We start from the raw sequence: 22605 nt of genomic DNA on the forward strand, positions 1-22605 counted from the left end.
CAAAAAAAAATAAAACATGAGAAAAATATTTAATATTAAAAAAATTGCTCTAGTTGCAATAGGTGCTGCGGCAATAACAAGCTGTACCAATGATTGGCTAGATGTTAATGATTCACCTAACGATCCTTTTGCTGAGAATGTTAGTCCTACTAATATTTTAGCGGCAGCTCAAACAAGCGCTTATGGTACGCAAGTAACCACAATGAACCAGTTAGGAAATGTATATATGTACAACTGGGGAACTAATGTAAATGCTTTCGCTGGAGGATATTCTGAAGAGTATGCTCTAACGCTTACTACTGACTTTTATAGTGGTATCTGGAATGGTTTATTTAACAGAATCGGTAATTTCCAAGAAATTATCAACTCAGATTTTGAAAACTATGAGAATCATAAAGGGATTGCAAAAATCATGAAAGTATACTACTACCAATATTTAGTAGATGTTTACGGTGATGTTCCTTATTCTGAAGCTTTCCAGCGTACAGATAATTTGAGTCCTAAATATGATGATCAAAAAGATGTGTACTTCAGTTTAATTGAAGAAATTGACGAAGGTGTCGAGTTGATAAACAACGCTACTAGTGAAACTGTTTTAGTAGGATCTGAAGATGTGGTATACAATGGCATCATGACAAATTGGATTACATTTGCTAATACAGTAAAACTTAAAATGCTTATTAGAATGTCTTCTAAGGCTGAAACTGACGGAGAATTAGCTCAGTTCTTAAATGAGCAGTTTATCTCTTTACAAGGTGCTGATTTTGTAACTTCAGATGTAACTATTAATCCTGGTTATGCTCAAGATAATGATAGACAAAATCCTTTTTACGCACAGCATTTTAATGTAGAAGGAGCTGAGACTCAAACAAATAGATTTAGAAGAGCTGGAGATTACGCAGTAAACTTTATGAATGGTACTCTTACAGGAGTTGCAGATCCTAGATTGAGCCAAATATATGCTCCAATTGGTGGTAGTGTAGTTGGTGTTTTACAAGGTGCAGATGATTCAAATGCTCCTGAAACTATTTCAGCTATTGGTCCTGGTCTACTTAGATCAGATGCTCAAGATGGTGTAATCTTATTAGCTTCAACTAGTTATTTCTTACAGGCTGAAGCTGCTTTTAGAGGTTATTTATCTGGAGATGCTGAATCTTTGTTTAATGCGGGAGTAACTTCTTCATTCGAGTATTATGACTTAGATCCTAGTACTTACCTAACGATTTCTCAAGGAGTTGATGAAATTAGCTGGGGTGGATCTGCAAATAAAATTGAAGCAATTATGACACAAAAATGGATTGCAACAAATGGTATTAATGCTTTAGAATCTTGGATAGATTATACAAGAACTGGGTATCCTGAAATTCCATTAGCATTAACTGCTTCTAACACGAAGAGACCAAACAAATTATTATATCCAACATCTGAGCTCGTAGCAAATTCAGCAAATGTACCTTCGCAAACACAGCAAAGTGCTTTCAATGAATTTATCTTTTGGGATCCAGAAAACTAAAAAAAAATAGAGATGAAAAATATTAAATTAATGTTAGCGGCAGTAGGTATTGCTCTTTTAAGCACCTCTTGCCTAGTAGACGACGAAGATAAGACACTAGACGATATGTCTAGTACTCCTTATGCAATTGGTTTTGTAAGCACCAATCCTACAATTTCTTATTTTGAAGATATAGGATTAGTAGATGGTAAAGTAGCGGTAGATATCATTGGAGGACAAGATGGTGGTGGAGCCAAATCAAACATCACAGTTCAATATGAAGTTAACCAGGAGTTAACTACTGCTCAAGAAGGAGTAGAATATAGCTTTGCAGGCACAAAAGGGACCACAATTATACCAGAAGGTGAAAGATTTGGTATTATAAATTTAGATGTGAACACGGGTTCTTTTAACCCAGATGTTTCTACTAAATTAGTTCTTGATATTAAATCTGTTTCTGGGGATTCTGTTATTATTACAGAACAGTCTCAAGTAACACTTAATTTCGTAGGATGTTTAGCAGATTTAGCTGATTATACATATTCAGTTAACGTGGTAAGAGCTTCAGACGGCGCTACTGTAAATAATACAGAAGGGATTTTAGAACGAGGAATAAACAGTTATAGAACTGAAACTTCAGGTAATTTTCCAGCAGGTCAATTTACAGGTGCAGGTGCTCCATATGATGGTTTTAACTTTTCTGTAATCTGTGGTGACATCACTATTCCAGAACAAAACTTAGGAGGATTTTATAGTAATCAAGTATTTGGTAGCGGAGAAGTAGATGTACAAACTGGTAATATTACGATGTCTTATACCATTACTTTTGGGTCAGGAGACCAAATATTTAATGCTACTTACATTAGACAATAATTAAAAAATTAGACACATGAAATTTAATAATATTAATAAAATTTTCATCTTAGGAGCTATTAGTTTATCGCTTTTTAGCTGTATGGATGATGACCAAGATTACCCTACTACAGAGAAGCCTACGGCTATTATCTCTCCTACAGATGTAACTGCTACAGAAGGTGATACTATTACTTTTAGTATTACTATGGATAAGCCTGCCGCTTTAGATTCTAAATTTAAATTAGAATTTGTACAAGGAGAAGCAGGTGAAAATTTAGATTTTAGCGTTGATGCAGAGGAATACGGAGAATTTGATTCTGGAGTTGCTGGATATCAAATAACCGTTCCTGCTTTAGAGACTACGGCAAGTTTTGACGTAGTTTTAAGCCAAGATATCTTTAATGATACAGAAGATGCTCAATTAAGATTTAGACCTCTTCTTAAGATGATTTCTAATGTAGAAAATGGAGATCAATTAATCAACATTACTATTAATGATTCACCAAATGTTTCTATTCATGGTAATGATTTAACTTCTGGAGATTTAGGTGTTCAACTAGCTTGGCAAGGTGTTAAATCTTTCCCAAATTTAGTTACAGACGAAGATACAGGAGAGGTAACTCAAGAATTGAACGAAGATGTAGATCTTTGTGAATTAGACTACGATCTTATTATCGTTACTCCTAATGGAACTCAAGATCAACAGGCAGCAACAGGTGATTGTCCTGAAACTGCAGGAATATTAGCTTCTGGAAGTGACGGAGTATATGAGGTTTATGCAGATTATTATGATAATGGTGGTTACGTAGATGTAAGTGCTCCAGTAATTATACCAGTTGAGCTAACATTATCTAAGATTGGAGGAGAATCTGAAACATTTACTTATGATGAAAGATTTGATATCTCTGATGCGACAAGTGCAAGTGGAGAAGGAAGTTTGGTGCTTTTAGCTACTATTACAAAAAATGGTAATAGCTATACTTTCACAAAAGCTGACATGAATGAATAATAGTTTCTAAATCAAGAAACATATTTATTTAAATATATAAAAGCAGCCTATTTTAGGCTGCTTTTTTTTATTACTTTTGGTTTCTATGAGCGAATCAAAAATATTTGGGCTTCATGCAGTTAAAGAAGCATTTGAAACCCAACAGCATTTAGATAAATTATTTATCCAAAAAGGAGTTTCTAATATTGGATTAAAAGAAATTGAACAATTAGCAAATAAGGCTAATGTGCAAATTTCTTATGTCCCAATAGAAAAGCTAAACAAGCTTTCAAAAAATGGCAATCATCAAGGTGTTATTGCAAGCAGCTCTCCTATTGCGCTTATAGATATAGAACAGCTTGTCGAGAAAGCATTTGAAGTTACACCTACTCCAATATTTATTTTATTAGATCAAATAAGTGATGTAAGAAACCTGGGGGCAATTATTAGAACTGCGGAAGCTATTAATGCTCAAGGTATCATATTGCCTAAGCAGGGCACTGCTGCCATTAATGAGCAAACCGTTAAAACTTCTACGGGAGCCATCTTTAACATCCCCATTTGTAAGGTAGATCACCTAAAGGATGCTCTTTTCTTCTTGAGTTCTTATGACGTTAAAAGTATAGCTGCCTCAGAAAAGACAAACCAGCTTATTTATGATATCGATTTTAAAATTCCACTTGCTTTAATTATGGGGAGCGAAGGAAAAGGAGTTTCTTCTGGACTTCTTAAAATGGTTGATTATAAAGCAAAATTACCCATGTTAGGCTCTACCGATTCTTTAAACGTATCTGTAGCTTGCGGAGCAATCCTTTACGAAATTGTAAGACAACGACTATAATTTTTTATTTCTTATTAAATAAAGTATGATTGGATTTCCAATCAAAATCTAGTTCGTGGGAATGAGATAAGTTTTGATTTTCTTTTAAATCATCTTCTTCTAATTCTTCCTCTTTATATAACTCTGAAGATGGAATAAAGTTTCCGTTTTCATCAAAATGCTTCATAAACTCATCTTCATCTTCTCTATAAGTAGGCTTTTCCCATGAATAAGCAACTGTAGGGATAGCCTTATTTTTATAGACAAATGCTAAAACTATTCCGCTAAGGAATCCTGCTAGATGACCTTCCCAACTTATCCCTTCTTTGCCTGGTAAAACGCCCCAAATTAAACTTCCGTAAAGAAAAACTACAATTAATGATAAAGCAATAAGTCTATAGTGCTTAGACCAAATTCCTTTAAAAAACAAGAAACTAGATAGAAGATACACGATGCCACTTGCACCAATATGAGTACTCCCCCGGTCTGCAATTAACCAAGTGATTAATCCCGCTAATAAACCGCCCCATAATATCAACTTCCAAGCTAGGGATTTATAGAAATATAGTAAAGACATAAAAAGCACTAACAAAGGAATACTATTACTGTACAAATGATCTATGCTACCGTGAATAAATGGACTAAATATAATACCCCTTAGCCCCATAAGCGTTTTGGGTTGTACGCCTAAATACGAGAGGTTAATATGAAAACGAATTTCAAACCAATAAACAATCCATAAAAAAAGCACCGAAAACAACGGAATTGCCACAGTAGATAAAGAAAACTCTAAATGTTGTTGTTTTTGCATGGATTAAGTTTAATATTTTATAGTCAAAATTTTAACCAAACTTGTGGTTAATGTAAAATTGTCAGCGTTATTCTTATTTGTACTTTTGTAAAATGAATAAACCATTAGCAGAACGCTTAAGACCTAAAAGTTTAGAAGACTATATTAGTCAGAAACATCTCGTTGGCGACAAAGGCTCCCTTAGAAATCAGATTGAAAAAGGGATTATTCCTTCTCTTATTTTATGGGGACCTCCTGGAGTAGGAAAAACAACCTTAGCCAATATAGTTGCAGAAACTACAGATAGGCCTTTTTACACCTTAAGTGCGATTAGTAGTGGCGTTAAAGATGTACGTGAAGTCATTGAAAGAGCTAAAAAACAAGATGGCCTTTTTACTACAAAAAACCCTATACTTTTTATAGATGAGATTCATAGGTTTAGCAAATCTCAACAAGACTCTCTCTTGGGAGCTGTAGAAAAAGGATGGGTGACTTTGATAGGAGCCACTACAGAAAATCCAAGTTTTGAGGTTATTCCCGCACTACTTTCAAGATGCCAAGTATACGTCTTAAATTCTTTTACAAAAGAAGATCTCATTCAATTGCTAGAAAGAGCTATAAAGAAAGATCAACTTTTGAGCTCTAAAAATATAGAACTCAAAGAAACTCAAGCTTTATTACGTGCAAGCGGTGGTGATGCGAGAAAGTTGCTTAATATATTTGAGCTTATCGTGAATTCAGAAGGGAAGAATGAAATTCAAATAACTAATACACTTGTTGAAGAGAAAATCCAGCAGAATGTAGTTAGGTATGACAAAACTGGAGAGCAGCATTATGACATCATTTCGGCATTTATTAAATCTATCCGCGGAAGCGATCCTAATGCAGCAGTTTATTGGTTAGCTAGGATGATTGAAGGCGGCGAAGACCTTAAGTTTATAGCTAGAAGGTTGGTTATTTCTGCCAGTGAGGATATTGGAATCGCTAACCCTACAGCGCTAATTATGGCAAATAACACTTTTCAAGCTGTGACAACTGTTGGTTATCCTGAAGCTAGAATTATTTTGAGCCAATGCGTAGTTTATTTAGCTACTTCGGCTAAGAGTAATGCTAGTTATATGGCAATTAATAAAGCACAACAACTGGTAAAACAAACCGGAGATCTTCCAGTTCCATTACCATTGAGAAATGCCCCTACCAAGCTTATGAAAGAATTAGGTTACGGTGATGATTATAAATACGCTCATAATTATGAAAATAATTTCGCTGAGGCGGAATTTTTACCTCAAGATATTGCAGGAACCAAACTCTATGAACCTGGAAATAATAAGCGAGAACAATTAAATAGGGAATTTCTCAAAAATCGTTGGAAAAGTAAATATGATTATTAAGGCTGCTTTTTAAAAATAGCCTTTTCTACTTTACCAGATTTAGTGTTGAAATACTCAACTTCTAAATCTCCATTAGAGGAAATGATTAAAGACCCATTTAAACGTTCTGAATTGTAAAGTATATTACCAGTAGGAGTCTCATTTATAAAAGCTTCTTTATCTCCATTAGCATTGAGTAGAAGATACCCTGCTTCTATTTTTTTTAAAGTAAAAATAGTCCCCTCGTAACTAAAGGAATTTTCTACTAAACTGGCCAAAGCATCAGGTTTTTCATAATTATTTTTATCATCAGAAAAGTCACCAGTAATATCTTGTTGTTTATCTTGCTTAATATTTTGATTAAGACTTCCATTATATTCATAATTTACACCACTAAAAGAAGTAAATGTTTTTAGAAGAGATTCTTTATAAGCTTCCTCAACATTTTTCTTTTTACTTTCCCCTTCTGCAGTTTGAAAAATCACATTACCATAACAATCTTTTAGTTTTAAAACTACTTTAGTATTTAATGAAAAATACCGAGTTGTTACACTTTCTAAATCTGCATATAAAGCTAAACATTGATTAAACACTAAGTCTTTAGGAAATTTTTCTACTTCCATATAAGTTGTAAAACCTTCTTGTTTTAATAAATATTTAGTTGTAGAATTTAACAAGAACTCATTATCTTCCTTAGACATTTTATATTGTAAAGGAATCACAACATATTTAAAATCGTTCAAGGTTTTCATAGTCTGTGAAAAACCATTCCAACCAAACAGGGTTAATAAAAAAATAATTAAAATTTTCTTATTCATCATCATTATATTAATAGGGTTTCTAATTCTTTTAGGGTATTAATCTTTTGTCCGATATGATTTATTTTATCGTCTGGATCAAACAGAATGGTTTCTATACCCGCTCTATTGGCTCCTTGTATATCTGCTTCTAGATTATCTCCAATCATTAAACTTTGTCTAGGCTGCACTTGAGCCACAGATAAAGCTTTTTCGAAAATTAAAGGGTGTGGTTTTTTTACACCGACATCTTCAGAGGTAGTGACTGTATGAAAGTAATGATGTATTTGCGCATTTTTTAATTTTAGCTGCTGTACTTCTTTAAATCCATTCGTGATAATATGTAATTTATAGTTGGCCTGAAGCTTTTCTAAAACCTCTAACGTTCCATCGAATAAAAAATTATAATCGGATAAATGTAAAATATAATCTTCAGATAAACAGGAAATCATCTCTTCATTTACATCAAAATTAACTCTTACAAATGATTCTTTTAACCGATTATACCTTAACTCCTCTTTGCTTACTTTATCTAAAGCATAAAGTTGCCAATACCTTTGATTAATAGGGATGTAAGAACTTAAAAAAACATCTAAATTGATATCCAAATCGTTTTTCAAAAAAATCTTCTCGAAAGTAAGTGCCGAATTTCTTTCAAAATCCCATAAAGTATGGTCTAAATCAAAAAAAACATCAGTGATTCTATTTTTCATTTAGATACGTAATAAGGTTTAAATATTTTTTTTCTTTATCCCAGTTATCAAAATCTTTATTGTTCATTAAAATATTGAGAGAGCCTCCAACTTTTCTTACCTCATCTTTAATTTTCTCCATTTTTGTTTTTAGCTCAAAAAAGGTATGATACTTAATACAATTGCTATTAAAGACTATGGGGTCTAAAACCAAAGGTGAGATTCGCTCAAAATTTATGTCATAATAAAGATATGAGGAACAAGTCCCAGCTCTAAAACCTAAGGTTTCTGCGTAGCTCATGGAGAAATCACGTTCTATTTCTAACTTATCAAAATTATTATATAAGGTAGGCAAGTTGAGATCGTAATTGTAGCTCCCTATTAATTTTAATGGGCGGTTAACGATAGATTCCCACCTCTTTTTTTCGAGCTTTAAAGTAGAAAAATCATACAATGCCTCATAACCTGGTAACAAACCTATTTTCCCATAATCTCCCATAGATTTAATTAGGGCTTGGTATTTTATTTTATTATAGCTAACATTTTTACTCTTAATAGAGTAATTACTTAACTGAAATAAAAAATGCCACTTAAACTGATTTTGATGTGATTCTTTCACCAAACCATCATAAATGTCATATGGATCTTTTTTTAAATAAAACAATACCTTAAAGCGTTCTATAAAATTAGCGATATCCAATTTAAAAAAGTCTCTTATACTTGCTCCAATGCTTCTTACAATTCCTTTTTTTCTAAATTTAAATGCTTCCGCTACAGCTAAAATATTTTTATTATTAAACTCTCGCTTTACGGAATTTTCTTTAGGAAATCTATCTTTAAGTAACGTATTAAACTTGTAAGCCCATATATCTACTACTGGTTGTTCTAAAAAGCCATGTTTAAAACCTATACTTTCTTTATAAGGATATCTTCCTACAGAATCTTTAACATGTGGCAAATATTCTTCGTACCTGCTTAGCAAATAGAAACTGGCAGAAAAAATATCGAAAGGAACATCACTCTTATCTGATACTTTAAAAAAACAAGTGGTATTCTCCCATTCATGAAATTTTAATTCGGTATCATTAAAGCCTTGCTCATTTAATAAACCTGCTTCTTGAATAAAAAACTCATTCCCCATTTTTTGCTTTCCATAAGAAATTTTCATTCCTTCGTGGGCAACAAATTCTTCAATTTTTGAAGTAAAACCAACCTCATACCCTAAAATACTTGAACATACTTGTCTAAAAGTATAGTTAATTCTAGGGGTAAGTGTCTTAATATAAATTAATAGCATTGGTCAACTTAAATTACCTTATACAAGGTCGTAGGAGATTATCAATATATTTTCATTAAAAAAACTTCTCGTTTTTAGCTAATTAAGAAAGTAAACCTTCATTAGCAAAGCTAAAATAAGATTTTTGAGTGACTATAAGATGATCTAAGACTTTAATATCCAAACTTTCTCCTGCAATTTTAAGCTTTTGCGTAAGTTGTTTATCTGCCGTGCTTGGCACTAATGTCCCCGAAGGGTGATTATGCGCCAAAATAATGGAAGTTGCTCCTATCTCTAAAGCGTTTTTAAAAGCTAAACGTATATCTACTAATGTGCCCGTAATACCGCCTTTACTTAATTGAATTTTCTGTAAAATCTTATTGGAATTATTAAGGTAAATTATCCAAAATTCTTCGTGATTAAGATCTCCAAGGATGGGTTGCATAACTTCAAAAACAGAATCACTAGAAGTAATTTGTTTTCTCTGCAAAGCCTCCTCCCCTCTTCTTCTTCTACCTAATTCTAAAGCGGCAACTATAGAAATAGCCTTTGCCTCTCCAATTCCTTTAAACTTCATGAGTTGCTTTACGGAAAACTTTCCTAGCTCGTTTAGACTATTTTCCGCGGTAAGTAAAATTCGTTTTGATAATTCTACAGCACTTTCTTCACGGTTTCCCGAACCTATTAAAATAGCAATCAATTCGGCATCACTTAAAGCTGTTTTTCCTTTATGAAGTAATTTTTCTCTAGGACGATCTCCTTCAGCCCAATGTTTAATTGAAAAAGCTTTTTTCTTTTCTTCCATTTCTAAAGATAAGAACAAAAAATAAATATTACTTTTATCTAAAACTAATTCTTATGCAATCCTTATTTAACCCTGAAGCTTATAAAGAAATAAAAGATCGGTTAAACTCACTCACCCCTGAAGCTGAAAAACAATGGGGAAAAATGACCGTATCCCAAATGCTACATCATTGTCAAAAACCTATATTAATTGCGTTAGAAAGGGAAACAATTAGTAAACCTCCTTTTTTAATTCGTTTTGCTATGAAATTAATGAAACCTATGTTGTACAATGACAAACCTTGGAAAAAAGGTCTTCCTACAGCAAAAGAATTAGAAGTTACTCAACAAAAAGATTTCTCTAACGAGAAACAACAATTAGATGTATTAATTGAAGATTTTCATGGACATAGTAATAAAGAAGAGTGGAGACCTCATCCTGTTTTTGGCACATTTACCAAAGAACAATGGGGTAAGATGCAGTATAAACATTTAGACCATCACCTTACCCAATTTAATGTATAACTTAGCTAATAAGTTCTGATATTGTATCAAGATCCAATCCGCCGTAATTACCACTACTCATAAGAAGTAATGTAGAATTATCAAAATTTTGAGTTTTCAAATACTCTTGAAATAATTGCGGATTTGTGTATATTTTTAAATTAGAATGTTGAAAAGCTTCTTTTATATCTTCCTCTTCTACATTTTCTAATTTCTTGATAGCAACAGCTTCTGGAGAGTAAAATACTACAGCTTCATCTGCTTTATCAAGAGTATCTTTATAATGTTTTAAAAACTCGGCATTTAAACTGCTGTACGTATGTAATTCTAAACAAGCTATTAATTTTCTTTGCGGAAATTGCTCCTTCACAGCTTTTGTGGTTGCCACTACTTTTGACGGACTATGAGCAAAATCTTTGTATACTGTGGTTGTGTTTGTTTCAACAATTTTCTCTAAACGTTTTGAAGCTCCTTTAAAAGTACTTATGGCTTCGTAGAACTCATCTTCATCTACTCCCATATGTTGACAAACCCATTTAGCTCCTGCCAGATTATTTAAGTTATGTTTCCCGAAGATCTCGATTGGCATATCCCCTTCAGGAGTTACCAAATAAGTTTCACCATCTTCAATAAAGTATTCTGGCGTTTGATAAGCATGTTTTCGTGTAGGTTTTGTAGCACTTTCGGCAACTTCCGTGACAACGGAATCTTCTTCATTGTAAACAAGAATACTTCCGTTCACCATGGTATCTACAAAAATTTGAAATTGTTCTTTGTAATTTTCAAAAGTTGGAAATACATTAATATGATCCCAAGCAATTCCGCTAAGGAGCGCGATGTTCGCTTTATACAAATGAAATTTAGGTCGGCGATCTATAGGAGATGATAAATACTCGTCTCCTTCCAGCAACATAAAATCGTTTTTCGAAGTAAGATGTACCATAGTCTCAAAACCTTCTAATTGTGCACCCACCATAAAATCTACCTCTTTATGGTGATAATGTAAAACGTGTAAAATCATAGAAGTGATGGTGGTTTTACCATGAGAGCCACCAATTACCACGCGTGTTTTTTCTTTACTATGTTCGTATAAAAATTCGGGATAAGAGTAAATTTTTAAGCCTAATTCTTGAGCTTTAAGCAACTCTGGATTATCGGGTTTTGCATGCATTCCCAAAATTACCGCATCTAGGTCTTTAGTAATTACATTTGAAAACCAACCCATTTCTTGTGGTAGTAATCCATATTTATCCAATCTACTTTTTGAAGGTTCAAAGATAGCATCATCACTCCCAGAAACAGTATCGCCTTTATGGTGAAGTGCCAATGCTAAATTGTGCATAGCGCTCCCTCCTATGGCTATAAAATGTACACGCATAGTTGTTTTTTATAATAAAAAGTAAAGATATAAAATTTGAGAGCTTTCTTAAAGATAGAACTATATATTCGTCCAATTATGAGCAGGGTGTTTTTCTTGGGCTTCTTTTCTCAGCTGCTGTGCTTGTTCTTTTTTATTCATCTTATTTTCATAAAAATGAATCAACTCTTGATAGCAGGTTATTGAGCCTCCTACAGTTAATGCGTTTTTGTAATATTTTTCTGCAGCTTGAAAGTCTTTATCTTCGCTAGCCACATAACCTTTGGCAAGCCAACCATCTACTGGGCTAATTTGCAAAAGCTCATCGGTATATTTATAAGCTGTAGAAGTGCTTCCGCCCAAAATGCCTGGTAATTGCATATACAACTTAGCTAGTGCCCATCTTGCTTCAATATGATTTTCATCTAGCTGAGCAGCCTCTTTCAAATAATATTTAATGTCTGAAATATAAAAAGCCGCCTCCATTTTACTTAGTGTTAGAGCTTTCATTCCCAAAGCTCCACCATATTTAAAATTGTAATTAGCGCTTTGCGGAAATGTTTCTACTAAATTTTCATACACCTCAACACTCTCATCCCAATTTTCTTGCTTAGCATATACATCCCCGATATATTCTTGAGCTTTCCAGTATTTATCTTCACCTATAGAAATGTTTTTAAAATCTAATAGGGCTGCCGTAAGATTTTCTCTCTTAAAATGCTTTACTCCATTTTCATATGAGTTTTGTGCGTTCACTGCAATAGAACACATAAAAAGTAAAGCATAAATAAGTTTCATAAATATAATTTTAATGCCTTGCAAAGTTCTTTAAAATTAAATAAGCAGCAAGATAGATATATAAATTTTATAACTTTAAAGAAAATACTGTGCCATGCTTAAAAAAATACTTCTTTTTCTTTTAGCTGTTTTTATAACCTCGAATGTTTTCTCACAACGAAGATTTGATAAATGGTGGGATGAAGTAGAAAAATTAGAGCGAGCAGATTTGTCGTTTGATGCTTACGAAAAAGCTCAAGTCATTTTAAAAAAGGCAGATAGAAAAGAAAACGCAGAGCAGTTTATTCGAGCCTTTTTATATATACAGAAGTTTAAATTAATATTAAAAGATAATAGTCAAGATGAAGTATACAAAGATTTCTTATCTGAAATTGAAGAGCAGCCTTTTCCCATTAAAAACATTTTATCTTCTTATTTAGCCGAGAGTTTAAATCAATATTATACTCGTAACCGATATAGAATCAGTAGACGCACTAAAATTGATACTTCTTCATCTTCTTTTAAAACTTGGGATAGAGAAACTTTCAAAGAGAAAATTAATTATTATTATGAGCTCTCGCTAGTATCTAAAGGAAAGTTAGTGAAAATTCCGTTAAGTGATTATAAAAACACTTTGTCTTATGGTGATAATTATAACAGGTTTAGATCAACCCTCTTAGATCTTTTAGCTTCTAGATATTTAAATACATTGCAATTACCTAAATATTATAACCTTTCTAAAAATGATTTAATTATAGACAATCCTTTATATTTCGATTCTCCAACAGCATTTAGTAAACTACCTCTTAACAATAAGTATAATCACCAAACACGGTACAAAACACTTCAACTGTACCAAGACTTAACTAAATTGCATCTTCAACAAAACGACAATCTTTCTGCATTTATTCTTACGCTAGATCGTTATCAATTTTTATTGAACAACGGAAATTTTGATGACAACCAAAAAGAATACCTCAACGCCTTAAAAAAAATATTAAATAGCACTTCCGTTAAGGAAGAAAAAGCTTGGGCATCTTATAAACTTGCATTATTTTATTATCAAAACGCTAACAAAAATACCAACTACGATTACTCGGAAAAAGCTTTACAACAAGTAGAATATGTATTATCGTTAAAAAGCAATTCCATACCAGAACGTGAAGCTTTAAAACTAAAGCAAAAATTAAACGCTACTTCGTTCAGCGTAAATCTGCAAGAAAGTGTAATTCCTAACCAACCTATTCTAACACAGATTCATGCTGAAAACGTAGATACCTTACACCTATCCATTTATCAGATTAAGAACCGTAACTACGATTACAAAAAGCAAAATAGGATCTTAGACACACTCATACCAGAAAAAAAAGCTATTCATTATCAAAAATTTACACTTAAAAACCCCGACTCCTTTTATTCTTATAGTCACGAGTTTTTCATAGATAAATTACCTACAGGATTATACATTTTTAGATTCAGTAAAGAAAAAAATCCTCACTTAGGAAAAGATGAACATATATATTCTTTTGTTCATGTTACTAACCTAAGTTATAATATATATGATTACGATAGTGAACAGCATTTATATGTGGTAAATAAAAAAACGGGGCTCCCAATTTCTAATGTACATGTAAAAGTAGAAAATAATGGAAGTTACATCACTAATAATAATGGTTTGACTATTCTAAAAGGTGAGAATAAAAATTATCGCGAAAAAACTTTACTTATAAAGGGCAGAGATACTTTACCAACCGGAGTTCGCTTTTCTAAAAAATACATACAAAATTACGTAGATGACGGCGAAATTGAGGTTACTATTTTTACCGACCGTAGTATTTATCGCCCAGGACAGACCATTTATTTTAAAAGCATTATTTCTTACCAAAAAGAAAAGGAAAGAAAGGTTGTACCCTTCGAAAAGGTGTTGGTATCTTTATACAATCCTAATGATGACTTAATAAAAGAAATTGAACTTACTACTAATGAATTTGGTTCGGTTACCGGAGAATTTATTATCCCTGAGAATAACCTTAACGGAAATTATCAAATCTATATTGATGAAAATTTTGATGATGACTCGGATTATAATCATATAGATTTTGACGACGCCTATAAAAGAGTTAGTGTAGAAGAATACAAACGCCCCACTTTTGAGGTAGAACTCATTAATCTTGACTCCACATATGTGCTTAATGATTCTATCTCTGTAAAAGGTAAAGCAACCGCATTTTTTGGAGGCAATATTACCAATGCAAAAGTAAATTATCAAGTAGAACGCTCTTTAGACCGTAACCCTATTCCTAGATCTAGTTCTAGATATGTGAGAGTTGAAAGTACTAGAATTGCATCAGGATTGGTAAAAACCAATGATAAAGGAGAGTTTGCAATTTCTTTTATTGCGAGTCCAGACAGTTTAGTACCAAAAAAATATAAACCTAATTTTAAGTACACTATTACGGCGAGCATTACCGATATTAACGGAGAGACTCAAACAGCACGAAAGAATTATAATTTTGGGTATCACGCTGGGAATATACAATTACTTACCGCCAACAAAATTCATTTACAAGAAGATCAAACCTTAAGCCTACAAACGAAAGACCTTAATAAAAATCCTATAAATACTTCTGGTAAATTATTGGTCTATAAATATAAAACACCTAACCGAATTATTGCAGAGCGACCTTGGAATACACCAGATATTCAAAACATTCTTAAAAATGATTTTTTACAATACTATCCTTATTTTGCTTATGATAGCTTAGATGTAGGTGCATATTGGGAAAAAGAATTACTGAAGACAATATCGTTAGAAATTGAAGGACAACAAAAGTTATATTACAATAATTGGAAAGACGATCTTACCTCTGGAGAATATCAAATTCAGTTTAAAGGAGTAGATTTTTTAGGAGACAGTATTACCGCCTATAAAGAAGTTCAGTTCATCAACACAATAGATGAAAAACCTATTCTTAACAGATTGTTTGTCACTTTTTCTTCTGAAGTAAAAAAACAAAAGAAAGAAAATTTAGTAAAGCTTCATTTTTACACGCTGTTAGACGATTTAACGCTTTTACTTGACATAGGTTTTTCAAACAAAGTACAATTTAGAAAATTTATTACTCTTCAAAAGGGCGATAATATCATCCCTATAGAAGTTCCAAAAGAAGAAAAATATGTCAATTATAGATATATGTATATTTCTGAAGGGGTTACAAATGGGCAAAAAGGAATTATAGACATTCCTAAAGAAGAAGAAGAAGAAGAGGAAAAAACACTTCATTTTGAAGTACTTACTTTTAAAAATAAACTAGACCCAGGAAAAGAGGAAGTTTGGGAGTTAAAGATAATCGACAACAAAAATAAACCTGCTGAAGCGGAAATATTAGCAAGTATGTATGATGCTTCTTTAGATCAATTTAAAGGGCATGATTGGTATGAAAAGATATATAGAGATAGAAATCCCCGAGATTACACAAGACTCCCTTATGTAGATAGTGACTATGATTACTTAGATGAAGCTCATTCTAGTAAAAGAAATTTTTCCCGTCATTATTTTATTTTAGATCAATTAAATTACACTGGTTTCAAACAGTTTGGTTATCATTTTATTAATACTAAATGGCACCAAAATAACTACATTAAATCTTTAATCCCAAAAAATAAAAATAAGGAAAATGTAATTTATGGAGTCGTTTCAGATGACCAAGGATTGCCACTTCCTGGAGTAAATGTAATTATCAAAGGAACTTCAAAGGGTACACAAACAGATTTTAATGGCTATTATGAAATCAATTATAAAGAAAACCTAATTCTAGTTTTTTCTTATGTAGGTTTTGAAACTCAAGCTATTCTTGTAAACCAACCTCAAAATCTTGATATCATGATGCAAGCAGGAAATACTTTAGATGATGTTGTAATCACCACACTAGGAACCAAAAGAAGAACAAACGAATTTGTTTCTGCCTACCAAATCGTAGAATCACAAGCTTTATCGAATGCTAATAATCCAAATGTTGTACAAGGCTTAGCGGGTAAGGTTTCAGGTTTACAAATAGAATCAGGTAGTAATGGAGAACCTACCAGAATAGTATTAAGAGGAAATCGTTCTTTAAAAGGAAGTAAAGAAGCGCTCATAGTAATTGATGGAAAAATAGTCTCTACTGAAGATTTTACCAATCTTAACCCTAATTTAGTAGGAGAAATAAATGTAATTAAAGGCGCCAACGGCGCCGCTATGTATGGTACTCAGGGAGCTAACGGTGTTATCGTTGTAACCACTAAAAATGCGGTAAAAGATTTACAACAAGTTAAAGCTAGAACCAACTTACAAGAAACTGCCTTTTTCTTTCCGCAGTTAAAAACCAATAAAAAAGGAGAGTTAAGCTTTCAGTTTAAAAGTCCAGAGGCATTAACTCGTTGGAAATTTCAAGCTTTTGCACATGATAAAAATTTACATCAAGCTAAATTAGATTTAAGTACGATCACACAAAAAGAGCTAAATATACTACCTAATTTCCCACGCTTTTTTAGAAGTAAAGACAGTATTATTATTTCCGCCAAGGTAAATAACCTAAGCGATAAAACCCTTAACGGAATTATTCAGTTAGAATTTACAGATGAACTCACCCAAAAGAAAATTAAGCTTATTTTAGACGCTGTTTCTGTTAAAAATTTCAACATTCCTTCTAAAGGTAATGCAGAGGTTAACTGGAAACTTGCTATTCCCGAAGGTTTAGAAGCCGTTCGTTATCGCATCGTAGCAAAAGCAGGAAACTTCTCTGATGGTGAAGAAAATATTATTCCAGTATTTACCAATCGCATTTTTATTACCGAGGCTTTACCTATTTGGCTTAACCCTAATGAAAAAGAAACTTTTATACTAGAAAACCTTAAAAATAATACTTCTCCTACACTTAAAAATCACCAACTTATTTTTGAGTACACTAGCAACCCGGTATGGACAGCGATTAAAGCTTTACCTTATTTGGTAGAATATCCTTATGAATGTGCCGAGCAAACTTTTGCGCGCTATTATGCTAATAATTTAGCTTCTCATTTGCTAAAACAACACCCCGAAATTGAAAACATTTTAAAAGATTGGGAGAAAAAAGGCGGACCCACATCTGACCTCAACAAAAATGCTGAACTTAAAAATATTCTCATTCAAGAGACGCCTTGGTTAAAAACAGCACAATCTCAAGAAAAGCAGCAACAACGTTTAGCTTTATTGCTCGATGCCAAGAAATCTACGCAGCGTGCAGAAGATAATTTGGACAAATTAGCATTAATGCAAATGTCCTCTGGGGCGTTTCCTTGGTTTACTGGCGGAAGAGAAAACCTATCTATTTCATTGCATATTTTAACAAGTATGGAAAGATTAGAAAACTTAAACAAACAACTGAGTACAAATAAAAAATATCAACACATTAAAGACAAGCTTATCTCTTATTTAGATGATAAGTTAATACAAAATAAGAGCGATGAAAATTATTATGCCAGTCTACAACTCAATTTTCTATATGCAAGGAGCTTCAATATCAATAATGAAAATGAAAATTTAAAAAGCTTTAGTAAGGAGGTTCTAAATTCTTACCAAGACAAATGGGTTAGTTTATCTATTCAATCTCAACTCACATTGGCTTTAACTGCTTACCGTTTTGACCAAAAAGAGCTATCTAGAAATATTTTAGAAGCCTTAAAGCAAGATGCAGTCATCAATTCTAAATACGGAATGTATTGGAAAGAACTCACAAAAAGTTACGCTTGGTTTAACGACGCCATTGCGACACAAGCTTTGGCGATTGAAGCTTATCACGAAATTGAAAATGATACCAAAAGTGTACAGCAATTAAAAACTTGGCTTTTAAGAAATAAAAAAACAGAGTCTTGGAAATCTACTAAAGCCACAACCGAAGCTATTTTTGCGCTATTAAATTATAGCAAAAATAACGCTTCCGCGGAATTTCCCACGATAAAAATTGGAGATAAAAAAATAAACCCTACGCCTACTGAAACGGAAACAGGTTATTATAAAACTTCCTTTTCCGCTAAGGAAATTGAACCAGAAATGAGCCAAATAGAAATTAAAAACAATTCTGAAACGGCTCAACATGGTGGTTTATACTGGCAATATTTTGAAGAATCTGATAAGGTTAAAGACAATCAACAAGAACAAATTTCTATCTCGAAAGAGTTATTCAAAAAAGTAGAAACCAATGAGGGAAGTATTTTAAAATCTGTAACTAAAGAATCTTTAGCGTTAGGAGATGTTATTGTAGTAAGATTAATAATTAACGCTAAAGAGAGTTTTAGCTTTATGCATTTAAAAGATATGCGAGCATCTGGTCTAGAACCGATTGATGTTATTTCTAAGTATAAATATCAAGATGGTTTGGCATATTATCAAAGTACAAAAGATGTAGCAACTCACTTCTTTTTTGATAACTTAAGAAAGGGAACTTATGTACTAGAATACAATTTAAAAGTAAATAACAAGGGTGATTTCTCTAACGGCATTACACAATTACAAAGTATGTACGCTCCAGAATTTAAGGCACAAACTAAAGGAACTCGATTGAAAGTAAACTAATTACCTTTTGGGAGGGAAGTTTTCTAGTGCTTTTTTAGCGATTTCCAAGAAAGCTTCTTCTCGTTCTATAGGAGTTAGTTGTTTGTCTAGTTTAGATTCTACAACGGCTTGCCAAAACAACTCGTTATTTACAGTATTTGCAAACTCAATAGTAACACTTATAAATTGCTGAGTTCCTCCAATAGGAATTCCGCCAGAGACTCCTCCGCCTACAGCGCCACCGCCTCCACCTAAACCAATACCAATTGTATTGTTGTTACGTTGTTCAAAAAATTCGGTATAAAAATTAATCTTAAAATCTGAATCATCTGTTTGCTGATATCCTTCAGCAATTAAAGCTTGAGAAAGACTAGTAACAAAACGTTGTTCGTCCAATTCGTTGAACCCTGTATTTAAATCGGTATAAAAAGAAAAACTTTTACATTGTTCAAAGTTCATCTGTTCATCGTAATCGTAAAATGCTTTGGGACCACCACAAGAAAAAAGAGTCCCTATTAAAATAAAAAAAAGTAGCTGTTTCATCATTTATTATTTAATTAAAAATAGTAAAAATAAAACAGCTACTTATAAGTGTAACGTATTCTTAACAATTAAGCTTTGTGCAAAGGATCCTTATTTAATACTTCCCACAGAGTATCTTTTAACTCTTGTAGACCTTGTTGAGCTACAGAAGATATAAATACGTAAGGTATTTTTTTAAAGGCTTTAGCGACTTCCTTTTCTAACTCTGCTTTTAACTCTTCATCGAGCATATCGCTTTTAGAAATTGCAAGTACGCGGTCTTTATCCAATAATTCAGGATTGTAACGTCTTAATTCATCTAACAAAATTTCATACTGACCTTCAATGCTTTCTACATCGCAAGGCACTAAGAAAAGTAAAGTAGAATTTCTCTCGATATGTCTTAAAAATCGATACCCAAGACCTTTTCCTTCTGCAGCTCCTTCAATAATTCCAGGAATATCTGCAACCACAAAAGACCTATAATCTCTATATTTTACAATACCAAGGTTAGGTTTTAGAGTGGTAAACTCATAGTTCGCAATTTTTGGTTTTGCAGCCGTAATCACAGAAAGTAAAGTAGATTTCCCAGCATTAGGAAAACCAACCAAGCCAACATCGGCAAGTACTTTTAATTCTAAAGTAATATCTCGCTCCTCTCCTTCTAGACCAGGTTGCGCATATCTAGGAGTTTGATTTGTAGAAGATTTAAAATGCCAGTTACCACGACCTCCTTTTCCTCCTGGAGCAATTACAATTTCTTGCTCGTGACTTACGACCTCATCTATAGTTTCTTCTGTTTCGGTATCTCGAATAACGGTTCCTAAGGGTACATCAATATAAATATCTTCTCCATCTGCTCCCGTACTTCTTTGTTTAGAACCGTGCTCCCCGTGACCCGCTTTAATATGTCTTTTAAAAGTAAATTCATGAAGTGTCCAAAGGTTTTCATTACCTCGAATGATTACGTGTCCTCCTCGACCACCATCTCCTCCATCTGGACCTCCTTTCTCAATATATTTTTCTCGGTGTAAGTGCATAGAACCTTTACCTCCTTTTCCTGAGGTAACATGTAGCTTTACATAGTCTATAAAATTCCCTTCTCTCATTTTAACCTGTTGGTTTTAAAATAAAACACTTTTAATGAATCTCTCGTTCAATTATTATAATTGGTCTATTACCTCACTTAATCGTGCTGTAATATCATCAATACTACCTACACCATCAACTCCAAAATACTTATCTTGTTTTTCATAATAAGATTTTAAAATTGCGGTTTCGTTGTAATATACTTTTATACGGTTTCTAATAACGCTTTCATCAGCGTCATCTGCTCTGCCCGAAGTTTTTCCTCTTTCTAATAAACGTTTTACAAGAACCTCATCTTCTACCTCTAATGCCACCATAGCACTTACAGCGGTATTTTTATTTTTCAGCAACTCAGCAAGAGCGTCAGCTTGTGCCTCTGTTCTAGGAAAACCATCAAAAATAAATCCTTTTACTCCTGTGTTTTTTTCTACTTCCGCGCTAAGCATATCTATAGTTACCGCATCTGGAACTAATTGACCTTTATCGATAAAGGTTTTTGCTTTCTTCCCTAAGTCTGTTTCGTTTTTTATATTGAAACGAAATACATCTCCCGTAGAAATATGTACTAAGTTATATTTCTCTTTAAGAATTTCGGCTTGAGTTCCTTTTCCGGCACCTGGAGGGCCAAATAAGACAATATTTGTCATTTTATTGATATTAAATTGTAAAATAATAAAGTGCAAAGATACAGATTACAGATTTAAACAAGATTGTTTCCTTTAATCTATTAGAAAGATTTATTTTTGCTCAAACAACACATTTATGAATTATTTTTCTTCTTCTTTTAAATTAGGTATCCTTGGCGGAGGTCAACTAGGCAAGATGATGCTCTATGATACTAGAAAATATGATATACAAACCAATGTAATTGACCCTAACCCTGAAGCTCCTAGCAAGTTTGCTTGTAACTTTTTTGAGCAAGGAGATTTAATGGATTATGAGACAGTTTTGCAATTTGGGAGAAAGGTGGATGTACTTACTTTTGAAATTGAAGGTGTAAATATAGAGGCTCTAGAACAATTAGAGAAAGAGGGAAAAAAGGTATATCCACAAGCTGCAGTATTAAGAAAAATACAAGATAAGGGAGTTCAAAAACAGTTTTATAGCGAACATCACATTCCTACTTCACCCTTTACCGTATATCAAGAAAAAGATGATCTTACCGAAGCTTTAGTTAGAAAGGAATGGGAATATCCTTTTGTCTGGAAAAGCTGCACAGGAGGTTATGATGGTAACGGAGTAAGCATTATTCGTTCTGAAGAGGATTTAATCCCGGTTCCTGATGTACCGTGTATTGCTGAAAAAATGATTCCGTTTAAAAATGAATTGGCGGTTATTGTGGCAAGAAACCCTGTTGGGGAAGTGAAAACTTATCCGGTTGTTGAAATGGAATTTCATCCCGAAGCCAACCAGGTAGAATATGTAATTTGCCCTGCTAGAATTGATTCCGCAGTAGCGAAAAAAGCAAGAGAATTAGCTGTAAAAGTATCGGAAGCTTTTGAGCATGTAGGGTTATTAGCGGTAGAAATGTTTCAAACCCAAGATGATAAAGTTTTGGTTAATGAAGTCGCTCCACGACCACATAACAGCGGGCATTATAGTATTGAAGCAAGTTACACCAACCAATTTGAACAACATATTCGTGCTATTTTAGATTTACCTTTAGGTGATACCGAAAGTAAAGTAGGAGGTGTTATGGTTAACTTGGTAGGAGATGAAAGTCATGAAGGTCAGGTAAAATATCAAAACATTGAAAAAATCATGAAAATGCCTGGGGTAACTCCGCATATTTATGGAAAAAAGCAAACTCGCCCCTTTAGAAAAATGGGACATGTGACCATTGTTCATCGAGATATTAATAAAGCTAGAAAAATAGCTGAAGACGTAAAAAAAGAAATTAAAGTAATAAGCCGTTAGCAGAA

At 33.0% G+C, this 22605-nt stretch carries 18 protein-coding genes; 8 read left to right on the forward strand and 10 right to left on the reverse strand.

Features of this window, described 5'->3' with window-relative positions; translation table 11 throughout:
* The first annotated feature begins 16 nt into the window (after nt 1–16).
* The 4 genes from LX95_RS13020 (at nt 17) to rlmB (ending at nt 4176) form a co-directional block, all read left to right on the forward strand.
* On the forward strand, nt 17–1513 hold the full coding sequence (locus LX95_RS13020; protein WP_111541900.1) for a SusD/RagB family nutrient-binding outer membrane lipoprotein: 1497 nt from the start codon (nt 17–19) through the stop codon (nt 1511–1513).
* A gap of 12 nt (nt 1514–1525) precedes the next feature.
* On the forward strand, nt 1526–2365 hold the full coding sequence (locus LX95_RS13025; RefSeq protein ID WP_111541901.1) for a hypothetical protein: 840 nt from the start codon (nt 1526–1528) through the stop codon (nt 2363–2365).
* A gap of 16 nt (nt 2366–2381) precedes the next feature.
* Complete coding sequence (locus LX95_RS13030; protein WP_111541902.1) at nt 2382–3356, forward strand: hypothetical protein; 975 nt, start codon at nt 2382–2384, stop codon at nt 3354–3356.
* Between the two features lie 85 nt (nt 3357–3441).
* Nucleotides 3442–4176 carry a 23S rRNA (guanosine(2251)-2'-O)-methyltransferase RlmB gene (gene rlmB / locus LX95_RS13035; RefSeq protein WP_111541934.1) on the forward strand — a complete coding sequence of 245 codons (735 nt, stop codon included), beginning with the start codon at nt 3442–3444 and terminating at the stop codon, nt 4174–4176.
* A 4-nt stretch (nt 4177–4180) separates the two neighbouring features.
* Here the strand turns inward: rlmB and LX95_RS13040 are convergent, their stop codons facing one another.
* Complete coding sequence (locus tag LX95_RS13040; protein WP_111541903.1) at nt 4181–4966, reverse strand: rhomboid family intramembrane serine protease; 786 nt, start codon at nt 4964–4966, stop codon at nt 4181–4183.
* A 92-nt stretch (nt 4967–5058) separates the two neighbouring features.
* Here LX95_RS13040 and LX95_RS13045 point away from each other — a divergent pair, with 92 nt between their 5' ends.
* A complete protein-coding gene (locus tag LX95_RS13045; RefSeq protein WP_111541904.1) occupies nt 5059–6336 on the forward strand; it encodes a replication-associated recombination protein A in 1278 nt (425 codons plus the stop codon).
* Here LX95_RS13045 and LX95_RS13050 read toward each other — a convergent pair.
* The 4 genes from LX95_RS13050 to radC all read right to left on the reverse strand — a co-directional run bounded on the left by LX95_RS13050 (nt 6333) and on the right by radC (nt 9885).
* Nucleotides 6333–7133 (reverse strand): hypothetical protein, encoded by an 801-nt coding sequence (locus tag LX95_RS13050; protein WP_146240792.1) that lies wholly within the window; start codon nt 7131–7133, stop codon nt 6333–6335. The genes LX95_RS13045 and LX95_RS13050 overlap by 4 nt on opposite strands.
* Nucleotides 7134–7138: 5 nt before the next feature.
* The gene (locus tag LX95_RS13055) at nt 7139–7825 is read right to left on the reverse strand and encodes a YjjG family noncanonical pyrimidine nucleotidase (protein WP_111541906.1); all 687 of its coding nucleotides are present in this window, start codon (nt 7823–7825) and stop codon (nt 7139–7141) included.
* Complete coding sequence (locus LX95_RS13060; RefSeq protein ID WP_111541907.1) at nt 7815–9101, reverse strand: DUF7033 domain-containing protein; 1287 nt, start codon at nt 9099–9101, stop codon at nt 7815–7817. Before LX95_RS13060 ends, LX95_RS13055 begins: the two co-directional genes overlap by 11 nt.
* 82 nt (nt 9102–9183) lie before the next feature.
* The gene (gene radC, locus LX95_RS13065) at nt 9184–9885 is read right to left on the reverse strand and encodes a RadC family protein (protein ID WP_111541908.1); all 702 of its coding nucleotides are present in this window, start codon (nt 9883–9885) and stop codon (nt 9184–9186) included.
* A gap of 53 nt (nt 9886–9938) precedes the next feature.
* Here radC and LX95_RS13070 point away from each other — a divergent pair, with 53 nt between their 5' ends.
* The gene (locus LX95_RS13070) at nt 9939–10388 is read left to right on the forward strand and encodes a DUF1569 domain-containing protein (RefSeq protein ID WP_111541909.1); all 450 of its coding nucleotides are present in this window, start codon (nt 9939–9941) and stop codon (nt 10386–10388) included.
* A 1-nt stretch (nt 10389) separates the two neighbouring features.
* On the opposite strand, the gene LX95_RS13075 is transcribed toward LX95_RS13070, so the two are convergent.
* Both LX95_RS13075 and LX95_RS13080 read right to left on the reverse strand, forming a co-directional pair.
* A complete protein-coding gene (locus tag LX95_RS13075; protein ID WP_111541910.1) occupies nt 10390–11745 on the reverse strand; it encodes a UDP-N-acetylmuramate--L-alanine ligase in 1356 nt (451 codons plus the stop codon).
* A gap of 60 nt (nt 11746–11805) precedes the next feature.
* The gene (locus tag LX95_RS13080) at nt 11806–12522 is read right to left on the reverse strand and encodes a tetratricopeptide repeat protein (RefSeq protein ID WP_111541911.1); all 717 of its coding nucleotides are present in this window, start codon (nt 12520–12522) and stop codon (nt 11806–11808) included.
* A 94-nt stretch (nt 12523–12616) separates the two neighbouring features.
* Here LX95_RS13080 and LX95_RS13085 point away from each other — a divergent pair, with 94 nt between their 5' ends.
* Nucleotides 12617–19093, forward strand: coding sequence for an alpha-2-macroglobulin family protein (locus LX95_RS13085; RefSeq protein ID WP_111541912.1), 6477 nt, complete (start codon nt 12617–12619; stop codon nt 19091–19093).
* On the opposite strand, the gene LX95_RS13090 is transcribed toward LX95_RS13085, so the two are convergent.
* The 3 genes from LX95_RS13090 to LX95_RS13100 form a co-directional block, all read right to left on the reverse strand.
* The gene (locus LX95_RS13090) at nt 19094–19615 is read right to left on the reverse strand and encodes a DUF4136 domain-containing protein (RefSeq protein WP_170116620.1); all 522 of its coding nucleotides are present in this window, start codon (nt 19613–19615) and stop codon (nt 19094–19096) included.
* A 68-nt stretch (nt 19616–19683) separates the two neighbouring features.
* On the reverse strand, nt 19684–20703 hold the full coding sequence (obgE, locus tag LX95_RS13095) for a GTPase ObgE (RefSeq protein ID WP_111541914.1): 1020 nt from the start codon (nt 20701–20703) through the stop codon (nt 19684–19686).
* A gap of 54 nt (nt 20704–20757) precedes the next feature.
* Complete coding sequence (locus LX95_RS13100; protein WP_111541935.1) at nt 20758–21330, reverse strand: adenylate kinase; 573 nt, start codon at nt 21328–21330, stop codon at nt 20758–20760.
* A 115-nt stretch (nt 21331–21445) separates the two neighbouring features.
* Here LX95_RS13100 and LX95_RS13105 point away from each other — a divergent pair, with 115 nt between their 5' ends.
* On the forward strand, nt 21446–22600 hold the full coding sequence (locus LX95_RS13105) for a 5-(carboxyamino)imidazole ribonucleotide synthase (RefSeq protein ID WP_111541915.1): 1155 nt from the start codon (nt 21446–21448) through the stop codon (nt 22598–22600).
* Nucleotides 22601–22605 lie beyond the last annotated feature (5 nt).

The organism is Mesonia algae (assembly GCF_003253545.1).
GTDB classification, from domain to species: domain Bacteria; phylum Bacteroidota; class Bacteroidia; order Flavobacteriales; family Flavobacteriaceae; genus Mesonia; species Mesonia algae.